The following is a 17,109-nucleotide window of genomic DNA, read 5'->3' as shown; positions in this document are numbered from 1 at the left end:
TTCCTAGGAAATACGAAAATCTGACAATTTATGTAGAAAAAACAGCGAGTCATTCTATAATGATAATTCGCTGTTTTTTTTATGTCTATTTTTTTGTACCTTTATAAAAATCGTTTCATAAAGAAGCAAACAAATTATTACATAAATAAATCCAATCAAATATCCTGCTAACACATCTGTTGCAAAGTGGGCTTGTAGTAGAACTCTACTAATTCCTACTAAAAGAATATAGAATGCAAAAAAGGTGATGATCACATTCCTACGTAATGACGTTTTCGTAAGCCTCCAAATAAAATATATGAGAATCCCATAAAAGGCCATTGTTACTGTAGAATGTCCGCTAGGAAAGCCATAACCAATTGCATCAATAAAAGGATCATGGATCGGTCGTTCTCTCTTATATATATCTTTCAATACTTTATACAATTGATCACTACCAATCAATACAAGTGCTATCGTTGCCATTCCAAGATAATCTCTTGCTTTCAACCATAAAAGGGCTAATGCCATGACTGCAATTGAAATCACAACTGGTTTGGAACCTAATTTTGTAATGAAGGATAAATATTGATAAGTCCTTTCATTAACCGTAGATTCTGCGATGTTCAGCACGAAACTGTCAATCCATAATTGCTTATTTTCCATCAGTAATGCTGAGATTAGACTATATAAACTAGCACTTATTATAACTAAGATGAACATATGCTTTTTGTTTACGTAGCTTTGCTCTTCATTCGATACACTATTCAGTTTCATTTGTACCCTCCTTTCTATTGTATAGTATAGCCTCTTATGGGGTCGAGTTGTTAAAAATTTCATCAATTTTCAATCATTAAATGATATAATATTCATGTGTAATTGTTAGAAAATTCAGACCCTAGGAGGACAATCGATGAAACAAGAGCTTTATGAAAAATTAGACAAACGTTTTTCGAAGATGGTCGAAATCAGAAGATATTTACATATGCACCCAGAACTATCGTTTCAAGAGGTGAATACAGCGCAATACATTACAGATTTTTACAAACAATTAAATATTCCTGTTCGATCAGGTGTTGGTGGAAACGGTGTAGTAGCAAGAATTAAAGGTGGAAAGCCAGGTCCAACCGTTGCTCTTCGTGCTGATTTTGATGCCTTACCAATCCAAGATGAAAAGGGTGTCCCCTATAAATCTACAGTACCAGGAGTCATGCATGCATGTGGGCATGATGGACATACAGCAACCCTCCTTGTTTTAGCTGAAATCTTGAATGAACAAAGAGGAGAATTAGCAGGTGAAATTGTTCTTATTCACCAGCACGCTGAAGAATACGCTCCAGGTGGAGCATTTTCTATGATTCAAGACGGCTGTCTGGATGGTGTAGATGCAATTTTCGGTACTCATTTATGGGCAACTGAGCCAACAGGCGTGATAAATTATCGAGTTGGACCGGTGATGGCTGCTGCCGATCGCTTTGAAATAACGATTCAAGGCTCAGGCGGACATGGAGCCCAACCTCACAAAACGAAAGATTCCATTGTAATTGCTTCGCAATTTGTCGTTAATCTACAGCAGATTGTAAGTCGAAGAGTTAATCCAATCGATTCTGCAGTGGTTACAGTTGGAAACTTCGAAGCGAAAAATGCTTTTAATGTAATTGCAGATTCGGCAAAGCTGATTGGAACAGTACGAACATTTAATGAAGATATTCGTGACCAAATTGAACAAGAAATTGAAAAGGTACTGAAGGGTACTTGTTATACTTCCGATGCAACATATGACTATTTATTTGAACGCGGGTATCCAGCTGTCGTAAATCATAAAGAAGAAACGGACCTTTTAGTGAAGGTAGCAAAACAAGTTCCTGGTGTTACATCTGTAATCGAGACGGAACCACATATGGGTGGTGAGGATTTTGCCTATTACTTGAAGCATGTGAAGGGTACCTTCTTCTTTACAGGTGCAAAGGCTGATCATATTGAAAACCCATATCCACATCACCATCCTCGGTTTGATTTTGATGAAAAGGCAATGCTTATAGCGGCGAAAACATTAGCCGATGTTACCATTACGTATCAAAACGAACATGCAAAGAACTCACAAACAGTATGAACAAAAGGCTCAGGGCGCCCCGTTTAGCCTAAGGCAGGGCCAATGTTCTTTCATGAAAGAGAGGGTGTTTTTCCCTTTTATACATGACAGGTTATTTGAACAAGGAAAAAGTGATTTTTCTTTTTCCCTCGAGTAGGATGAAATGGCAATGATCGTCGTTTCATCTTGACTTTGCGCTGGAGCTTGATTTAGCCGTAACATTGTATAAACTAAACACCCAGAAACGTAAACTTTCTTACCTTAAAATAACAGCCAACCGAATGAATCACTCCGGTTGGCTTTTAAGTAGTCTTATTCTGTAACAATGCTTTGCTGTTTCTCCTAGATGAGTAAGTAACTGATAATTGGCAACTGCTCCAACAGCAGCCCCTATTCCGGGAACTAACTGAAAAAGCTTAACAAGATCAATGTAATCCCGATAATCCTGTTGCCAGATCCTCCAATCAATTTGCTCTCGATGTTGTTCCTTCTCATCCCATCCTTTTATTCGCTCCACTAAGCTTTCTTTTTGAGCCTCGCTCGAAAAGGCAAGTTGAAATATGTTTAAAATAAATAATCTCTCATCATAATTTTTTGTTTGAAAGCCATATATCGAGCCTATTTCAAAAAGAAATCTCATCTTAATGGCAAGCAGTAATGGGAAGTCCGCCATACCTAAAAATATACCTCCTGCACCTGTTCCTGCCCCTTCTACCGCTGCAAGACGTTGAAAGTATTTCTGCCTTTCAAAGACTATCGTTTCCATTTCTTTTAAAGGTAAGGTTGGATTGAACTGTTTGGACGGTATATATTCATTTGTTGTTAATGTAACTTCCACCATTTGTTTTATACTATCAGTCATCATGACATGTACTTTTTCCGGTATTAGCTTTTGGATTGACGTTTGAGCCGTTTTAGACACTCGCTTAAGTATGTTCTCCTTTTTTTGCAGCTTTTTAAACCATATCATCGTTTCTTGTAGCGCTTCCTTTTCATAGACCATGAATTACGTCACCTTTAGCTTCCTTTTTAGATAATATTGAATAAACACATAACTAAATAACACAGATACAATGAATGTAACCCCAGCTGAATAGAAGCCCGCTGACGAAATAACAACAGCAGATAAAACCATTGCCTTACCTACCATTAATAGCATGAGTAAATTTGCAAATGAAGCTTGTCTTGTTGATTCTGATAGTGGATAAATGGTCAGCCATATTTTATTTTCATGGACTTTATACATAGATAGAAGCTGTAAGCTTGATAAGTAGATAAAAAATGGCACAATCAAAGCACCAGCGTAGCGATAGTCCATCACATACACCAACAATCCAGCAATAACAAACAATCTAGTAAAAATGCCTAGAAACTCCCCAGACCGTATAAATGTTTTTGCATATAGCATGCTATAGACGTTTTTTTGCTTATATGCAATCGATCCAGTAGCCCAGTTTAACCACTTTCTAGACTTTATTTCATTTTTCAAATGAGGTACATCAACAAACATATTAGCGATTCTATAAAACCGCCCCATCAATTTAGCCTCTTCCTCTAATAACAATTCCCACTTTAAGGATTTGTCCTTTGTAAGTCTAACAAACGAAATATGCCATAAAAGGGCAATGACCACCATCATGAAGAGATAGATCATCGAGGCTCCCGAAAATAAGAAGAACAAAAAAGCAATATTAAAAACCAGTCTTAACAAATAGTCACTTCTTCTTGTTTCTTTTTCTATGTAATAATACATTCGCCAGGATTGTCTACTATTCCAAAACTTTAATAAAAGAATAAGAATATACATCATCAACAACTGGATCGGTGACCTGTCTTGTATATGAAGAAGTAATGGAATAAAAATGATATAGATGATACTGGCGCTGCTTGACTGAAGGATGTAACTATAGATGAACCCTTTTTGAAAAAAACGGTCCATTTTATGTTCAACAGGTAGTAAAAAAACAAGATCTGCTTCTTTTAAAAATGATCTTATGGGGGAAGCTGAAATGAATATACCTAGCACAACCGCTACTAACCATATATATGGGCTTGGGTTTGATAATTGTGTAAGCCACCCTTTATAGTAAATAGCCCCAGCGCTAAACGCGATTAATAGGACAATCATTAAATGATCATTAAACATATAGCGTAAATAGCGACTTACCTCTTTTACATGATCACCAAATCGGTTACTCCAAATCTGATCAATATTCATCATGGTCTTTCTTCCTTTGTAAGCTGGATATATATATCATCTAATGTCGCATTAGGCATATTAAACTCGTCCTGAAGCTCAACCAATGTTCCTTTAGCTCGAATTTCTCCCTCATGTAAAATAATGAACGAATCACAATATCTTTCGGCAGTAGCCAGTATATGGGTGGACATTAAAATACCTGCCCCTTCTTCCTTTTTTTTCTGAAGTAGCTGCAATAGCGATTGTATGGCAAGCGGATCAAGTCCAACAAATGGCTCGTCTATTATATATAAAGATGGTTCTACTAAAAAGGCACACATAATCATCACCTTTTGCTTCATTCCTTTGGAAAAATGAGCTGGGAACCACTTTAGACGTTTTTCCATATGAAATTCTTTTAACAAAAAGGCAGTTCTATCTTCAAACGTTTTTTCGTCAACATTATAAGCCATTGCTGTCAGTCTAAGATGTTCTTCTAATGTTAATTCCTCATAAAGAATTGGCGTTTCTGGGATAAACGTGAAATCTGATCGATAACGGTCCTTGTTTTGTTTAATTGTTTCACCGTTAATTTCAATTGCACCTTTAATAGGATCCATTAGCCCGATAATATGTTTAATGGTCGTACTTTTCCCTGCTCCATTTAATCCAATTAGGCCGACTAATTCATTGGAATTGATCGAAAATGACACATTATGTAAAACAGGGTTTTTTGTATATCCACCTGTTAAGTTTGTAATATTTAACAAAGGCTTCATCCAATGACACCTCACTTTTTTCTTTTTATCTTAACAAAAAAATCCAACAAAGGAAAAAATGTTTTCTTCATTCATCTCACACATATAATAGTGAAAAACGGACATTATAATATATGAAGAGGAGATGAAGTAAAAGCAAATCAATCGCGGTAACCTTCCTATTGATACTTTCATTTAAATGAGGTGTTTACGGCAGGTATTAACCGATATGACTCATTGTGAGTTTGGTAAGTAGCCTTGCCATTAAATTGCAAATGAGGTGTTTGTTAAAGACAACTTCGCTTTGAAACAAAACACAATTCATATTAAATGAGGTGTTTGCGGTAGACCACTTTGTTGAGAAATAAATTGGGTTTATCATAATTAAGCAAATGAGGTGTCTGCTAAAAATAAACAACACTAACTTTTCTCACTCCTCTTCATACGGGGTGCAACATAACGTTGCACCCTTTTTATATGGTTTAACCTTCTAAACAGAAGGTAACATTTGTAAAAGCGTATTTATATCGACTACAATAAAGTATAACTTCAATCAGTAGAGGGTTTCCTCATCTTCCACTGATTGTTAGCGGCTCACACGATGTGGTCACAGGATGTGGGGTTTAGCGCTAGTTAAATAGTAAATTTGAATAAGGAGGAAGGTAGATGGAACATAAGGACGATTGTATTTTTTGTAAAATTATCAAAGGAGAAATACCAAGTGCAAAAGTATTTGAAAATGACTATGTTTTGGCATTTCTCGATATTAGTCAAGTTTCGAAAGGACATACTCTTGTTATCCCAAAGGATCATAAGGAAAATGTATTTGACTTAACTCCAGAAATCGCTCAAGAGATTTTTAAAGTAGTACCTCAAATTTCAAATGCGATTAACAAGCAATTTTCACCAGTAGGGCTAAACTTATTGAACAATAATGGTGAACAAGCTGGTCAGTCTGTTTTTCATTTTCACCTACATATCATTCCCCGCTATGGTAAAGGTGATGGATTTGGGGCTGTATGGAAGTCCCATGCTAACGACTATACACCTGAACAATTAACTGAAATTGCAGAAAAAATATCAGCCGGCTTATAATGAGAACTCGTCCTCATTTATCAAAAGGAACTGCCAAAGTCTAGAGACTTGGCGGTTTTTCATTCTGTTTTCGTAATTCTTTCATCGTATAGACATCATTCGCGATTTCCCAATCTGGATGCTCAAGTATGGATTCAAACTTAGACAGTCTTTGCTTTACCTTTAGCCTAAAAGAATGATCCCATCTTACTAAATGGATAAATCCCTCTCTAGTTCCCTCAAACTCACAAAGCATTTTACATTCATTAATCATATCGGCTTGCCACATTGAGGGAAGGCTAGACACACCAGGAATATCAGGGAACCGGTAATATGAATCATGAAAGAAGAGCGCTCTAGGATAATAATAAGCGTATACATTTGTTATAGACTCATTTGCAAATAACTCAATCTTATTTCCTTTATGTACTCTAAATTCATATCCACCTTCTGTTTGATGCATCTGCTCTAATTGATCTTTATCAAGAAACGTTACCCAAACCTCTGTTCTAGCGTCTTTTACAGGTGCTATAATAGCAGGCAATGCACCATATGGAGCTAATAGCGCGCCATAAACGACATCTGTATCTATTATGGTTGCTCTCATACATAAAAATAGATCAGATACGTTTTTATTAATACTTGATTTGTATAATAGCTGTGCTAAGCATACGTTGGAGCCGTATGCTAAAACAGGTATTCTGTCTATCATTGGAGTTAATTGATTAGCCTCTAGATAGTCTCTTACCGTTATTTTGGTATGACTTGGATATATAAAGGATCCATACATATGATCGCTTGATGATAAATGGATGATAGAGTCCTCTACTGAAGGAGCCCCCTCTTCTATACGATGGGCAACTCCATTTGAAAACAAAAATGAACTAACAGGTCTTGGTCCAGGATAAATATCTGGATGATCATAAGGACTTAAATGAATTGGTTTATTATCACGAAACAATGTTAGTACCCCACCTTCATTACGTTATACTGACTATATTCTTGATGACTTGGTGCTATCCCTACTTCGTTCACTAAAAAGTTTCTTTATTTCTTGATTTATTCATCAAGAACAAAAGGCTCAGGGCTCACCGTTTAGACACGAAAAGCAAATAACCTGTTATGAAATAAAAGGGTGGTTTTCCTTTTTATTCATGACAGGTTACTTGAACTCGCGCTGAAGCCGGATTACTAAGCACATCGTACTTAGATACAATCAAAACTTATAATTTCTTATTTCTCAAAAAAATTCCCCCTCTCATTGAGTGGGGTTTCCAAAATTGTGCACTATAATAATAAATAAAAAATAAAGGAGAGCAAAAGAAATACTGTTCCGCCCCCTCCCATTAGCACTGCTTTTTGACGCAAGACTCTACTTGGAGGGTAAGATCCAGCAGTTTGAGACGAGAGAAAATATTGAATCATTTTCACATAAAAAAAGATACTAACTATACAAAAAATGGTCATTATAACCTTCACATCACACACTCCCTCCTCTATTTTATCTTTATGCGAGTGTATTTACAGTTATGAAAGTGTTTTGTCCAATTGAGTGTGGGTATAGTAAGGTTAAAACATGTTCTTCCATGTGGATCGGATCTAAAAAATTGGATGATACTTATGTAAACGATAAGAAGTAATTTTAGTTCAATTACGACAAAAAGAGGAATTCACTTCTTTTTGTCGAATTTAGAGGCATTTCCACATTTTTAAATTTATAAGAAGGTGATAGTCATGAATAAAGGGAACTCATTTATGTTAGGATTTCTTATTGGTGGAGTCGTAAGTGGACTTTCAATCCTACTCTCGACACCTAAAACAGGTGTTGAACTTCGGTCGACCATTAAGCACAGTAGCCAGGATTTATTAGAAAGGCTCACCCATTTAAAATATGAAGCGAAGCATTTTCTTCATACAGTTGAACAATCTTCAAAAGAAGGAAAAGTGCTAGTCAAAGATTTTGTTGATGATGTTCAAAAGACGGTAAACCATTGGAAGCATGCTATTGAGCCAAACCAAAAGAACATTCAGCGAGAAATTGCTGAAATAGAAAAAACATTATTATCTTTAGAACAAACTGTAGGTCGCCATCAAGTAGATTAAGCTTTGATGGTGGCTTTTGTTTAAATATTTCGGCAATTAAGTGAAACTGTCTTTATTAATTAGTAGATTATTGGCATAATAGGAATATAGAAAAACTAGGGTCTGAAACCTTAGTAAATGAATGGTAGGATTTGAAATTGTTACTAGAGTAGGTGACTAGGATGAATACAAAAGAAGATTTCTCAATGAAAGAAGCCATTGCATATAGCCAACGAATGGCACAAATAAGTAAAGCACTTTGGAAGTCTATTGAAAAAGATTGGCAGCAATGGATAAAACCTTATGATTTAAATATTAACGAACATCACATTTTATGGATTGCCTATCATCTTAAGGGAGCATCGATTTCTGAAATCGCGAAGTTTGGGGTTATGCACGTTTCCACGGCCTTTAACTTTTCAAAGAAACTAGAAGAGCGAGGATATTTAACGTTTTCAAAAAAGGAAGATGACAAGCGTAATACGTATATTGAGTTAACTGAAAAAGGTACCGTGTTACTACTTGAAATTATGGAAACATATGATCCAACATCGTATTCTGTGTTTGGAGGATCACTTCCACTCAAGAGTATATACGGTAAGTTCCCTGAGTTCTTAGATTTGATGAGTATCATCCGCAATATTTATGGGGATGACTTCTTGGAAATATTCGGAAGATCTACAGAAAATATTGAAAACGATTTTATTGAAGTTGATGGAAAGTTATATAAAAGAGTAGACTAACTACCTTCTACTCACACCACTACTCATAATGAGCTTAAATTCACTCATGAGTGGAGTATAAAGCTGTTGCCTATGCATCGCATCAACAGTTTCTAACACCGTGAGCCCGTCAGGAAGAGACCGTTCAAACACTTCTAATAGTTGTGAAAAAACGAGGAGTCCTTCCTCTTTTTGTTGAAAATAAAGTTCTAATAATTCTTCACTCAGAGTAAATATTTGTTGAACGTCTTTCTCAGCTATTTGACGTTTCATCACAAGGGCATAAAATGGCCATTTGTTAAGATCTACCATCTGAAGAATTAATGTTTGATAGTATTCCAAACGCTCTAGGCGTTGTTCTACTGTTTCCAATGTAAACACCTGCCTTGAAATTAATACCCTAAATTCACTCTTGACCTTTCCCCATAAAATTAGTAAAGTAACATGGTGAAATGTGAAAATCATCGCAACAATATTTTATATCAACATGAGGTGAATTTATGATGAACTGTTGGAAGACCATTAATCTATCAAAGGATTACGGGTTCCATCGTTTATTTTTTCTTTCTTTTCTTACTGCTATCATAGCATTTATTGTGAATTTTTTATTATTGCAATTTATTTTTTCTACTAATCAATTAGAGGATAATGGGTTAATTTATGTTTTAGTAAGTGCTTTCCTTCTGTATCCACTCCACCAAATTATACACATATCGGTATTAAGGATGCTAGGTAAGAAAGTGCATGTAAGACTAAAGCGAAGAGGTTTCTTACCGATTATAACGATAAAGCACTGTCAATTGCTATCAAAACAAACAGCTATTTTTTCGGTATTGTCACCTTTACTAACGATTACTACGGTACTGATTATTTTAATTATGTTTTTTCCAAGCTACATTCATTACTTCTCTATCTTATTAGCCCTTAATTTAGGAGTTTGTGTCACAGACCTACTCTATAGCTATCAATTTATGAAAGCACCAAAGCGTTGTTACATGGAAGAAAGCAATGGTGGATATGATATATTAATACAAAAGTATTAATACGAATCCATGAACTTATACTTTCGATAATGATGGTGATAAAGGTTTACTGATAGCTAACTAGAAGCATCCTGATGGGGATGCTTCTATCTTTTTACCGCAAGTTCTAGCTGATCATTTTTTAAATCAAATCGGTTAACAGATAGTTGAAGGTTTTTCTCTAGCCCAATTTCTTTAACATTAACATGGATGATATGTTCATTGGGTATGACAGTTACCCAATCTGGGAACTCCATTTGTTCTTGGATGAGACCTAATACAATTTCTCCTGGCAGCTGAAGCTTTCCTAATCGAATTTCTTTTTCATAGAGGGTTAGTCCTCCGTCCTCATTGACAGAAGGTTCAAACACCATTTGAAAAGGGACTTCCCTGCTAAATACAAGTAGCCAACCTTTTAAGTAAATATAATCGTCTAACACTACTTCATAATGAATATTGTTAAATTCTTGTTGTTTTTTTCCTAATTCGTCTGTAATCCAAGAATTTATGGATGCCTTTGTTGTAGTTAACGTAAAAAATGATTGTCCTGGTGCTAGATTTTGCTTCTCATACGTAATGATTTCCGGCTCAGTTGTAATTGATGCAACAACAATCGTAATCGCTATTGCCATGACAATCATTACAAACGCTAATAATGAAAAAAATGCTCGTTTCCAAAAGTTCCGTTTCTCCCTCACTTGTCATGACACCTCTTTTGCAACATTGATTTAATGAATAGCTAATTCAATGAAAATTTCATGTTTCCATTCTAATTATATTTATTTTATACTATAAAAAGGAGGGGCTGATTATGATCGTTATATATATACCACTTGCGGTGTTCATTTTGTTTTCGATAAACAAACTGACAAACGCGTTATGTATACAAAAAGAAATTCCTGAAGAACGCCAAGTCAAAGTATTTCGGACAATCAATATATTAATAACGATTTTACTTATCTCTTCCTATGTAGAGGTATTGTTCACATAAAGTGAAACTTCAATCGGTGGAGTTATCCTCATCCCCCACTGATTGATTAATGAGTCCCACACGATGTGGGTCACACAGACGTTGCCAAAAGATGTGGCGATTTTAGTCTGTGTTCTATAAAATTGGGCTCTTACTAGCGTTTAACTTCTTCAAACCTTCTTTAGTTTTGAAGGGGCTTAGCGCCAGTTAGAGCGCGATAATAGAGATAACCGAGAATAGTTAAAGTAGTGTCCACGCACTACTTTTTATTATCGCCAAAAAAGGCAGAGCTTACACTCTGCCTTCTTACCTAACTTTTTTTGCTTCAAGCTATTTGCTTATAACCAAGCAGCACCTACAATGATTAACAAGATAAACAATACTACAATCAACGCAAAACCTGCACCGTATCCTGAACCCATTATTAACACCTCCTTATAATGGTTAAAATATTCTATGCAAATAAACCTTTTCATGAATAGGCATTAATCTAAAGTTCCTTTAAGTTTTTAGTAACCCACGTAAGCAGAACCCACAATGATTAGTAAAATGAACAGCACGACAATTAACGCGAAACCACCAGTGTATCCGTGACTCATTCATAATACCTCCTTTAATTTTTTCTACTATCTAATAACCTAAAGAGTTGCTGTTTTTCATTAGGTTTACTATATACTATAGAAATTACCGAATCTTTGACTAAACGAATGTCCCGTGTTTTGAAAAAAAATTAAAAAAATATGAAAAGGAAATGTTGATATCTTAAATAAGTTGAAAACAATCAATTATTTACACCCCTCCAAAAAATAGGGCATTTGGTCCAATTGCTTGTTTCCTTATGACCGATCACGAAAATTATGGTATAGTTATGGATGTGGTTTTTTGGGACATACTGTTAATGGAAATGTACCCCAAGACCATCAAATACAATTATTTACATAATAGGAGTGTTAAATCATGAAGAAGTTGGCCCTTGCTCTTACCATCTCAGCAAGCGTAATTGCTCTAGCAGCTTGTAATAACAATGACGATGGCTCGTCAGCTGAAGTAATTGTCGAAACAGATGCTGGGAATATCACAAAAGATGAACTGTATGAAGCCATGAAAGAAAGATATGGAGATCAAATACTTCGTGAGTTAGTTTACAGTAAAGTACTTAGTGAGAATTACGAAGTGAAAGACGAAGAGGTACAAGTAGAAATTGATAAGTTAAAAGAACAATATGGTCCACAATTTGATATGGTTATTCAACAAAGCGGCTTTAAATCTGAGGAGCAGCTTCTTAAAACGATGAAGGTTGGCTTACTTCAGGAAAAAGTCGCGATGAAGGATATAGAAGTGACTGAGGCTGAAGTCGAAGAACATTACAAATCATTAAAACCAGAAATCAGAGCAAGCCATATATTAGTGGAAGATGAAGCAACTGCGAATGAGTTAAAGCAGAAGCTAACTGAAGGCGCTTCTTTTGAAGATTTAGCAAAGGAATACTCGACAGATGGTTCCGCTGCTAGTGGTGGAGATCTAGGATTTTTTGGTCCTGGGAAAATGGTTCCAGAATTTGAGCAAGCAGCCTATGCGTTAGAAATAAATGAGATTAGTGAGCCTGTACAATCTCAATTCGGGTATCATATCATCAAATTAACTGAGAAGAAAGAATTAGCTCCTCTTGAAGAAATGAGAGAAGATATTGAAACCGAGCTTCGCCGAAGCAAAGTAGACTTCACAGCTGTTGAAGATCTTGTCCTGAAAGAACTAGAAGCAGCTCATGTTAAAGTCACAGATCCTGATTTGAAAGATATGTTTAAGAAATCAGAAGTAACTGAATAAGAATCTTCGAATGCCAAAAAGAAACGCCTGTCTTAGAGAGGCGTTTCTTTTTTTGATTCATTAGCATAAATCGTCCGTTGAATAGTAGGTTTCTTCACTTACTGGGCTATCGTAACTTCTTCTGCTTGGTCTTGCTGCTGTCGCTTTTCTTTTTCATATTTCATTCGTTCCATGAATACTTGGCCTTCGCGCTCAATATAAAATTGTTGCATTTCGCGGTCCCTTTTGGACGTTTTCACCATCATTACACCACTAAACACAATTCCTGTAACCACTAAATAAATCCACCAAGGTATCGTTATCATCATTTTAACCCCTTTCAAGACAAGCATTTCGTTATCAAATAAATATGAGAGGAATGTTAAAATTATGACCAATACTTTTAATTATGGAATGTCGGCTTATAAAAGGCACGATTATCAAGTGCGAAAACTCGATCTGAAAATTCACCCGGTTTTACTCTTTCAAGGGCTCGGTCTAACATATTCATTTTAGCATCTAAATTATCTATATAGTGAAGGATCTCAGCCTCTTTTATTAATGGTGGTTTCGGGCTTCCCCATTCAGCTTTTCCGTGATGGCTGAGTACAATATGCTGAAGAATCATGACTTCCTCACCATGTATGCCAAGTTCTTCTGCAGCCTTTCCAATTTCGTTCACCATGATCGTAATATGACCGAGTAAATTTCCTTCTGTAGTATAGACTGTTGAGATTGGTCCAGATAACTCCATAACTTTTCCGAGATCATGTAAAATGACACCAGAATATAACAAATCTTTATCTAATGAAGGATATAATGAAGATATCGCCTTTGCTAAATCCAACATAGACACAACGTGATAGGCTAGTCCAGAGATAAATTCATGATGATTTTTCGTAGCTGCTGGGTATTGTATGAATGCAGCCTGATGCTTCTTTAATAAATGTCTTGTTATCCGCTGTATGTTGGGATTTCTCATTTCAAAGATATACTGCGTTATTTTAGACATCATTTCGTCTTTCTCAAGTGGTGCCACCTCTAAAAAATCAGAAATGCTTACATTATCTAAATCACTAACTGATCGAATATTACGGATTTTCAGTTGGTTTTTTCCACGATAATTTTGAATATCTCCAAAGACCTTTACAATTTTTTCTGGCATATAATCGGCCTCATCTTCTGGTGAACAATCCCATAGCTTTGCCTCAATATCACCTGTTTGATCTTGGAGTACTAGGGATAAAAATGGCTTCCCGTTACTTGCTACGCCTTTCACACTTGATTTAACTAGTAAATATACATCAACTTGTTCTCCTACTTCATAATGGGTAATTCCTTTTACCATTATTATCCCTCCATTCAATCTAAGTGAGCCTTTGTTACCTACATTATACTATTAATAAGGTTCTATGACTTTAGGAAACTAATGTCGCTATCTTTCATTGTGAAAATATGCTGTGTATGAATCTTTTTATATACTTGTCTGTCACATGTAAAAAAGATGATTTGTCTCTTTTTTGATAGCTCCTCTAGCACTTGTAAGGTGATTGTGAATCTCTCTTCATCAAAGTTAACGAAACTATCGTCGATTAGTAAAGGAAAATTAACTGGTGATTTGTACGTATTTGCTAAGGCTAGTCTTAATGATAGATATAGCTGTTCAGAAGTGGCTTGGCTTAGTTCATTTGGTGTAAACCTTAATCCGTCTCTTCGCTCCACCAAAAAGCTTTTTTCCTCTTCTGGTGCAAAAAGCTTGGTATACTGATGTTTTGTTAGTTTCTTAAAAAACTGTTCTGCTTGACTGATTACTTCAGGTAGCCTTACAAGCCTGTAATAATTTTTGGTTTGATTTAAAAGGTCCATTGCAATCGCTAGCTTTGACCATTTTTTAGCCTGATCTTCCAATACTGCCCGCTTTGACTCGTACTTCTGTAAGAGAGAGGAGTATATTCCTTTTTCTTCAAGCTGTTGTTTCCGTACATGTAACTCAGCTTGTCTTTTTTGTAAGTCTCTCTCATTTTCCAAAAGATGTTGAATCCTTTCTTTATATTTGTACATTTGTTGTTCGATATCCTGCACGTCTTGTAAAAGTGAGAGCTCATGTTCGATAGTTGTATTTCCCTTAAGGATGTAGTTTATTCTCTCTTTTAAGTCCATCTCTTCTGTTTGTAAATGACTAAATAAAACGTGCTTCCTTCCCTTTTCCCTGAAAGCTTCTTCATGTTCGACGCCTGCTAATCGGAATAGTTCCTCTCGTTCCTTTAGATAATATTCTCTCTCCTGGATAAGCTGGTCAATTTGACTCGTAACATCGTTTTTTTTACTTTCTAATAAATATCTCTGTCTAGCTTTTTCTTTTTCTGCTTCTAACACTTCTTGTAATTGAGACGATGTCATTTCATGGATTTGTAATTTTGATAGTAAACGATTTAAAGCTAGTTGATATTGCTCTGCTTCATCTTTACATAGACAGAGCTCCTTTTCGATGTTTTCTACCTCTATACATAAAGATTGAAGAAGCTTTAACTGATCAAACATCTCCAACATTGTCTCATAGGCATAGCCAGCTGGGATTTTCATCAATGATTGGTGAGTATCTAATGCTTCACAGACTTCTCGCCAAGATGGTTCCCACTTTTCAAATTGGACAATCGTTCGTTCATACTCTTGTTCAAGCTGATAAAGCTTTATCTTTTCCTTTTGTACGAATTGGCTAATTTGATCATCCTTCGCTAGCAAGCTTTGAGCTTCAAAGAGGGTATTGTGATTCGTATCATGAGAAAGGCTTTGCTCCTTAGCTAAAATAGCCGCAAGTTCCTTCTCTTCTTCAATCAGTATCGGTAAATACGACTGCGTAATGAAACCGTAAAAAATTTTCGTTCCAATCCCTATCAATAAACTGACTATACAAGCACTAACAGCGATTACGAGCCGCTCGTTATACCATTCCCAAGCAGCAAAAATAATTGAAAGAATGGCTAAAGGTAATAAAAACCACCATACAACCTGTTTCCCCTTTTTTTCTTTTACCCTCAGTTCATGAACTTGAGTTTTTACAGCTGTATGTCGCTCTTTTAGTTTTTCTTTATCCTCTGAATTTCCAATGTATGTCTGAACGTCTTTTTGTAAGGAAGCTCGTTTTTCTGCACTCAAAGTTTGGGCTTCATATTGCTTGATTGTTGCTTGTAACAATTGCAATTCTTCTGTTAGAGTTTCTTGCTTTGCATCCAGCGCTCTCTTTTGGAGTTTCAAACTTTCATATTCTTGTAGATCTATTCTCATATTTTCTTTTAGAAAATGGGTTAGTTCTAATGTTACGAGTTCATTTCGGTCTAGCTTGAGACCATAAGAATTCTTGATTGATTCAATTTGTTCTTGCTTATTTTTTCGTGCATTGTGAAGCGTTGCTTGTTGTTCATGATGATATTGTTGAATCGATTGTTTTTGAACGAGAGATTTTATTTCATTTTCAGCTTCTAAAACTAACTGATGAATATGAAAATCAGCTAGCTTTTCGTTCATATCCTTTACTTTCTCACTGAGGGCGTTTATTTTGGCTTCAATAGGCATAATATGAGAATTCAATTGTTCAAGACGATGAACACCATCAATGGGGAAAGATGACTGATCACCTAGTGTTTCCAGCTTATTGATAACCCGATTGAGCTCAGCTTTCGCAGGAACATATTGTTCTGCTATTTGTAATAGTTCTAGCTTCTTTATCAGTTCTTGATATTCAGCGGCTACTTCTTCTTGGGTTTCTTTTGTCTTGATTTCTTCCAGAAGGATCGTTTGATAGTCATGCAATTGTCCCTTCGCTTGTTGTAACTGTTGACTAAGCTCATCTAGCTCATCGATGTTTTGATTGATTTCTGGTTTTTTTCCAGAAGGCTTGAACAGCTGTTCCATGTCTTTTGCAATCTTCTTTTCGATTTCATGGATTCGATTGTTACCTAGAATACTAGATGAAAATAAGTATTCATTTAAGTCCTCAGATTTGATGGCATTCATTTCTTGCAGTCCATGTAAGGAAAATGCAAAAATGGAAGAATACATTTTCAGATCCATACCATGAAGAATTTCACTTAGCTTTTCCTCCTTATGAATCGAGCCATCACTTAAATATACCTTTACATCTCCAATTGATTTTCCAGCCACTCTTTCAACCACCACTTCGCCATGAGGTTCCGTTTGAATGGTCATACTGCCTCCGTATTTAAAACCAATTTTTGGTTCGTACCGATTCACATTCTGAAGTTTTGAAGGAAATCCAAATAGAATACTATGAATAAATGACATTAGTGTGGATTTACCTGCCTCATTTTCACCATAGAAAATCTGTAATTGCCGGTCATTGATTGAAATCTCTTTGTCTATGATTTTTCCATATCCATAAATTTTCAACTTCGTGATTATCAATCT

Annotated in this window: 20 protein-coding genes; 7 read left to right on the top strand and 13 right to left on the bottom strand. The window is 35.7% G+C overall.

Going from position 1 to position 17,109, the window contains the following annotated elements; genetic code table 11:
- Window positions 1–54: 54 nt before the first annotated feature.
- Window positions 55–756: a phosphatase PAP2 family protein gene (locus tag ACFSCX_RS21685; RefSeq protein WP_377930348.1), complete on the bottom strand. Its 702-nt coding sequence runs from the start codon at window positions 754–756 to the stop codon at window positions 55–57.
- 136 nt (window positions 757–892) lie between these two features.
- Between ACFSCX_RS21685 and ACFSCX_RS21680 the strand changes: the two genes are divergently transcribed.
- Window positions 893–2,092: a M20 metallopeptidase family protein gene (locus ACFSCX_RS21680; RefSeq protein ID WP_377930347.1), complete on the top strand. Its 1,200-nt coding sequence runs from the start codon at window positions 893–895 to the stop codon at window positions 2,090–2,092.
- A gap of 265 nt (window positions 2,093–2,357) precedes the next feature.
- Here the strand turns inward: ACFSCX_RS21680 and ACFSCX_RS21675 are convergent, their stop codons facing one another.
- The 3 genes from ACFSCX_RS21675 to ACFSCX_RS21665 are packed head-to-tail and all read right to left on the bottom strand — an operon-like array spanning window position 2,358 to window position 5,029.
- Window positions 2,358–3,074, bottom strand: coding sequence for an EcsC family protein (locus ACFSCX_RS21675; RefSeq protein WP_377930346.1), 717 nt, complete (start codon window positions 3,072–3,074; stop codon window positions 2,358–2,360).
- A gap of 3 nt (window positions 3,075–3,077) precedes the next feature.
- The gene (locus tag ACFSCX_RS21670; RefSeq protein WP_377930345.1) at window positions 3,078–4,292 is read right to left on the bottom strand and encodes an ABC transporter permease; all 1,215 of its coding nucleotides are present in this window, start codon (window positions 4,290–4,292) and stop codon (window positions 3,078–3,080) included.
- Window positions 4,289–5,029: an ABC transporter ATP-binding protein gene (locus ACFSCX_RS21665; RefSeq protein WP_377930344.1), complete on the bottom strand. Its 741-nt coding sequence runs from the start codon at window positions 5,027–5,029 to the stop codon at window positions 4,289–4,291. Before ACFSCX_RS21665 ends, ACFSCX_RS21670 begins: the two co-directional genes overlap by 4 nt.
- A 645-nt stretch (window positions 5,030–5,674) precedes the next feature.
- Between ACFSCX_RS21665 and ACFSCX_RS21660 the strand changes: the two genes are divergently transcribed.
- A complete protein-coding gene (locus tag ACFSCX_RS21660; RefSeq protein ID WP_377930343.1) occupies window positions 5,675–6,103 on the top strand; it encodes an HIT family protein in 429 nt (142 codons plus the stop codon).
- 40 nt (window positions 6,104–6,143) lie between these two features.
- Here the strand turns inward: ACFSCX_RS21660 and ACFSCX_RS21655 are convergent, their stop codons facing one another.
- Both ACFSCX_RS21655 and ACFSCX_RS25745 read right to left on the bottom strand, forming a co-directional pair.
- Window positions 6,144–7,043: a hypothetical protein gene (locus ACFSCX_RS21655; protein WP_377930342.1), complete on the bottom strand. Its 900-nt coding sequence runs from the start codon at window positions 7,041–7,043 to the stop codon at window positions 6,144–6,146.
- Between the two features lie 326 nt (window positions 7,044–7,369).
- Complete coding sequence (locus tag ACFSCX_RS25745) at window positions 7,370–7,549, bottom strand: hypothetical protein (protein WP_465252677.1); 180 nt, start codon at window positions 7,547–7,549, stop codon at window positions 7,370–7,372.
- 267 nt (window positions 7,550–7,816) lie between these two features.
- On the opposite strand from ACFSCX_RS25745, the gene ACFSCX_RS21650 reads away from it, so the two are divergent.
- Both ACFSCX_RS21650 and ACFSCX_RS21645 read left to right on the top strand, forming a co-directional pair.
- Window positions 7,817–8,185 carry a YtxH domain-containing protein gene (locus tag ACFSCX_RS21650; RefSeq protein ID WP_377930341.1) on the top strand — a complete coding sequence of 123 codons (369 nt, stop codon included), beginning with the start codon at window positions 7,817–7,819 and terminating at the stop codon, window positions 8,183–8,185.
- A 161-nt stretch (window positions 8,186–8,346) separates the two neighbouring features.
- Window positions 8,347–8,907 carry an HTH-type transcriptional regulator Hpr gene (locus tag ACFSCX_RS21645; RefSeq protein ID WP_377930340.1) on the top strand — a complete coding sequence of 187 codons (561 nt, stop codon included), beginning with the start codon at window positions 8,347–8,349 and terminating at the stop codon, window positions 8,905–8,907.
- Here the strand turns inward: ACFSCX_RS21645 and ACFSCX_RS21640 are convergent, their stop codons facing one another.
- Window positions 8,908–9,258, bottom strand: a complete 351-nt coding sequence (locus ACFSCX_RS21640) for a DUF1878 family protein (RefSeq protein ID WP_377930339.1) — start codon at window positions 9,256–9,258, stop codon at window positions 8,908–8,910.
- Window positions 9,259–9,389: 131 nt separating this feature from the next.
- Between ACFSCX_RS21640 and ACFSCX_RS21635 the strand changes: the two genes are divergently transcribed.
- Window positions 9,390–9,929: a DUF3267 domain-containing protein gene (locus tag ACFSCX_RS21635; protein ID WP_377930338.1), complete on the top strand. Its 540-nt coding sequence runs from the start codon at window positions 9,390–9,392 to the stop codon at window positions 9,927–9,929.
- 86 nt (window positions 9,930–10,015) lie between these two features.
- Here the strand turns inward: ACFSCX_RS21635 and ACFSCX_RS21630 are convergent, their stop codons facing one another.
- Window positions 10,016–10,606, bottom strand: coding sequence for a YpmS family protein (locus ACFSCX_RS21630; protein ID WP_377930337.1), 591 nt, complete (start codon window positions 10,604–10,606; stop codon window positions 10,016–10,018).
- A 113-nt stretch (window positions 10,607–10,719) separates the two neighbouring features.
- On the opposite strand from ACFSCX_RS21630, the gene ACFSCX_RS21625 reads away from it, so the two are divergent.
- Window positions 10,720–10,899, top strand: coding sequence for a hypothetical protein (locus ACFSCX_RS21625; protein WP_377930336.1), 180 nt, complete (start codon window positions 10,720–10,722; stop codon window positions 10,897–10,899).
- A gap of 317 nt (window positions 10,900–11,216) precedes the next feature.
- On the opposite strand, the gene ACFSCX_RS21620 is transcribed toward ACFSCX_RS21625, so the two are convergent.
- On the bottom strand, window positions 11,217–11,300 hold the full coding sequence (locus ACFSCX_RS21620; protein ID WP_377930393.1) for a YjcZ family sporulation protein: 84 nt from the start codon (window positions 11,298–11,300) through the stop codon (window positions 11,217–11,219).
- 87 nt (window positions 11,301–11,387) lie between these two features.
- Window positions 11,388–11,477, bottom strand: a complete 90-nt coding sequence (locus ACFSCX_RS21615; protein ID WP_377930335.1) for a YjcZ family sporulation protein — start codon at window positions 11,475–11,477, stop codon at window positions 11,388–11,390.
- 358 nt (window positions 11,478–11,835) lie between these two features.
- Between ACFSCX_RS21615 and ACFSCX_RS21610 the strand changes: the two genes are divergently transcribed.
- A complete protein-coding gene (locus tag ACFSCX_RS21610) occupies window positions 11,836–12,705 on the top strand; it encodes a peptidylprolyl isomerase (RefSeq protein ID WP_377930334.1) in 870 nt (289 codons plus the stop codon).
- A 98-nt stretch (window positions 12,706–12,803) separates the two neighbouring features.
- Here ACFSCX_RS21610 and ACFSCX_RS21605 read toward each other — a convergent pair whose 3' ends face one another.
- From ACFSCX_RS21605 to ACFSCX_RS21595, 3 genes are all read right to left on the bottom strand, one after another.
- Window positions 12,804–13,010 (bottom strand): sporulation YhaL family protein, encoded by a 207-nt coding sequence (locus tag ACFSCX_RS21605; protein ID WP_377930333.1) that lies wholly within the window; start codon window positions 13,008–13,010, stop codon window positions 12,804–12,806.
- Window positions 13,011–13,087: 77 nt separating this feature from the next.
- A complete protein-coding gene (yhaM, locus tag ACFSCX_RS21600; RefSeq protein ID WP_377930332.1) occupies window positions 13,088–14,032 on the bottom strand; it encodes a 3'-5' exoribonuclease YhaM in 945 nt (314 codons plus the stop codon).
- Window positions 14,033–14,094: 62 nt separating this feature from the next.
- A complete protein-coding gene (locus tag ACFSCX_RS21595; protein ID WP_377930331.1) occupies window positions 14,095–17,106 on the bottom strand; it encodes an ATP-binding protein in 3,012 nt (1,003 codons plus the stop codon).
- Between the last annotated feature and the right edge of the window lie 3 nt (window positions 17,107–17,109).

This window comes from Bacillus salitolerans (assembly GCF_042680805.1).
Taxonomy (GTDB): Bacteria; Bacillota; Bacilli; order Bacillales; family SA4; genus Bacillus_CJ; species Bacillus_CJ salitolerans.
The sequence above is the reverse complement of the archived record's forward strand: the minus strand, read 5'-3'. Positions and strand labels throughout refer to the sequence as shown.

Bases quoted from the DNA above. Each gene is read 5' to 3' on its own strand.
- ACFSCX_RS21610 (WP_377930334.1), top strand. From the start codon at position 11,836: ATGAAGAAGTTGGCCCTTGCTCTTACCATCTCAGCAAGCGTAATTGCT.
- ACFSCX_RS21670 (WP_377930345.1), bottom strand. From the start codon at position 4,292: ATGATGAATATTGATCAGATTTGGAGTAACCGATTTGGTGATCATGTA.
- ACFSCX_RS21665 (WP_377930344.1), bottom strand. From the start codon at position 5,029: ATGAAGCCTTTGTTAAATATTACAAACTTAACAGGTGGATATACAAAA.
- ACFSCX_RS21660 (WP_377930343.1), top strand. From the start codon at position 5,675: ATGGAACATAAGGACGATTGTATTTTTTGTAAAATTATCAAAGGAGAA.
- ACFSCX_RS21605 (WP_377930333.1), bottom strand. From the start codon at position 13,010: ATGATAACGATACCTTGGTGGATTTATTTAGTGGTTACAGGAATTGTG.
- yhaM (WP_377930332.1), bottom strand. From the start codon at position 14,032: ATGGTAAAAGGAATTACCCATTATGAAGTAGGAGAACAAGTTGATGTA.
- ACFSCX_RS21620 (WP_377930393.1), bottom strand. From the start codon at position 11,300: ATGGGTTCAGGATACGGTGCAGGTTTTGCGTTGATTGTAGTATTGTTT.
- ACFSCX_RS21645 (WP_377930340.1), top strand. From the start codon at position 8,347: ATGAATACAAAAGAAGATTTCTCAATGAAAGAAGCCATTGCATATAGC.
- ACFSCX_RS21685 (WP_377930348.1), bottom strand. From the start codon at position 756: ATGAAACTGAATAGTGTATCGAATGAAGAGCAAAGCTACGTAAACAAA.
- ACFSCX_RS21625 (WP_377930336.1), top strand. From the start codon at position 10,720: ATGATCGTTATATATATACCACTTGCGGTGTTCATTTTGTTTTCGATA.
- ACFSCX_RS21650 (WP_377930341.1), top strand. From the start codon at position 7,817: ATGAATAAAGGGAACTCATTTATGTTAGGATTTCTTATTGGTGGAGTC.
- ACFSCX_RS21680 (WP_377930347.1), top strand. From the start codon at position 893: ATGAAACAAGAGCTTTATGAAAAATTAGACAAACGTTTTTCGAAGATG.
- ACFSCX_RS21615 (WP_377930335.1), bottom strand. From the start codon at position 11,477: ATGAGTCACGGATACACTGGTGGTTTCGCGTTAATTGTCGTGCTGTTC.
- ACFSCX_RS25745 (WP_465252677.1), bottom strand. From the start codon at position 7,549: ATGACCATTTTTTGTATAGTTAGTATCTTTTTTTATGTGAAAATGATT.
- ACFSCX_RS21635 (WP_377930338.1), top strand. From the start codon at position 9,390: ATGAACTGTTGGAAGACCATTAATCTATCAAAGGATTACGGGTTCCAT.
- ACFSCX_RS21675 (WP_377930346.1), bottom strand. From the start codon at position 3,074: ATGGTCTATGAAAAGGAAGCGCTACAAGAAACGATGATATGGTTTAAA.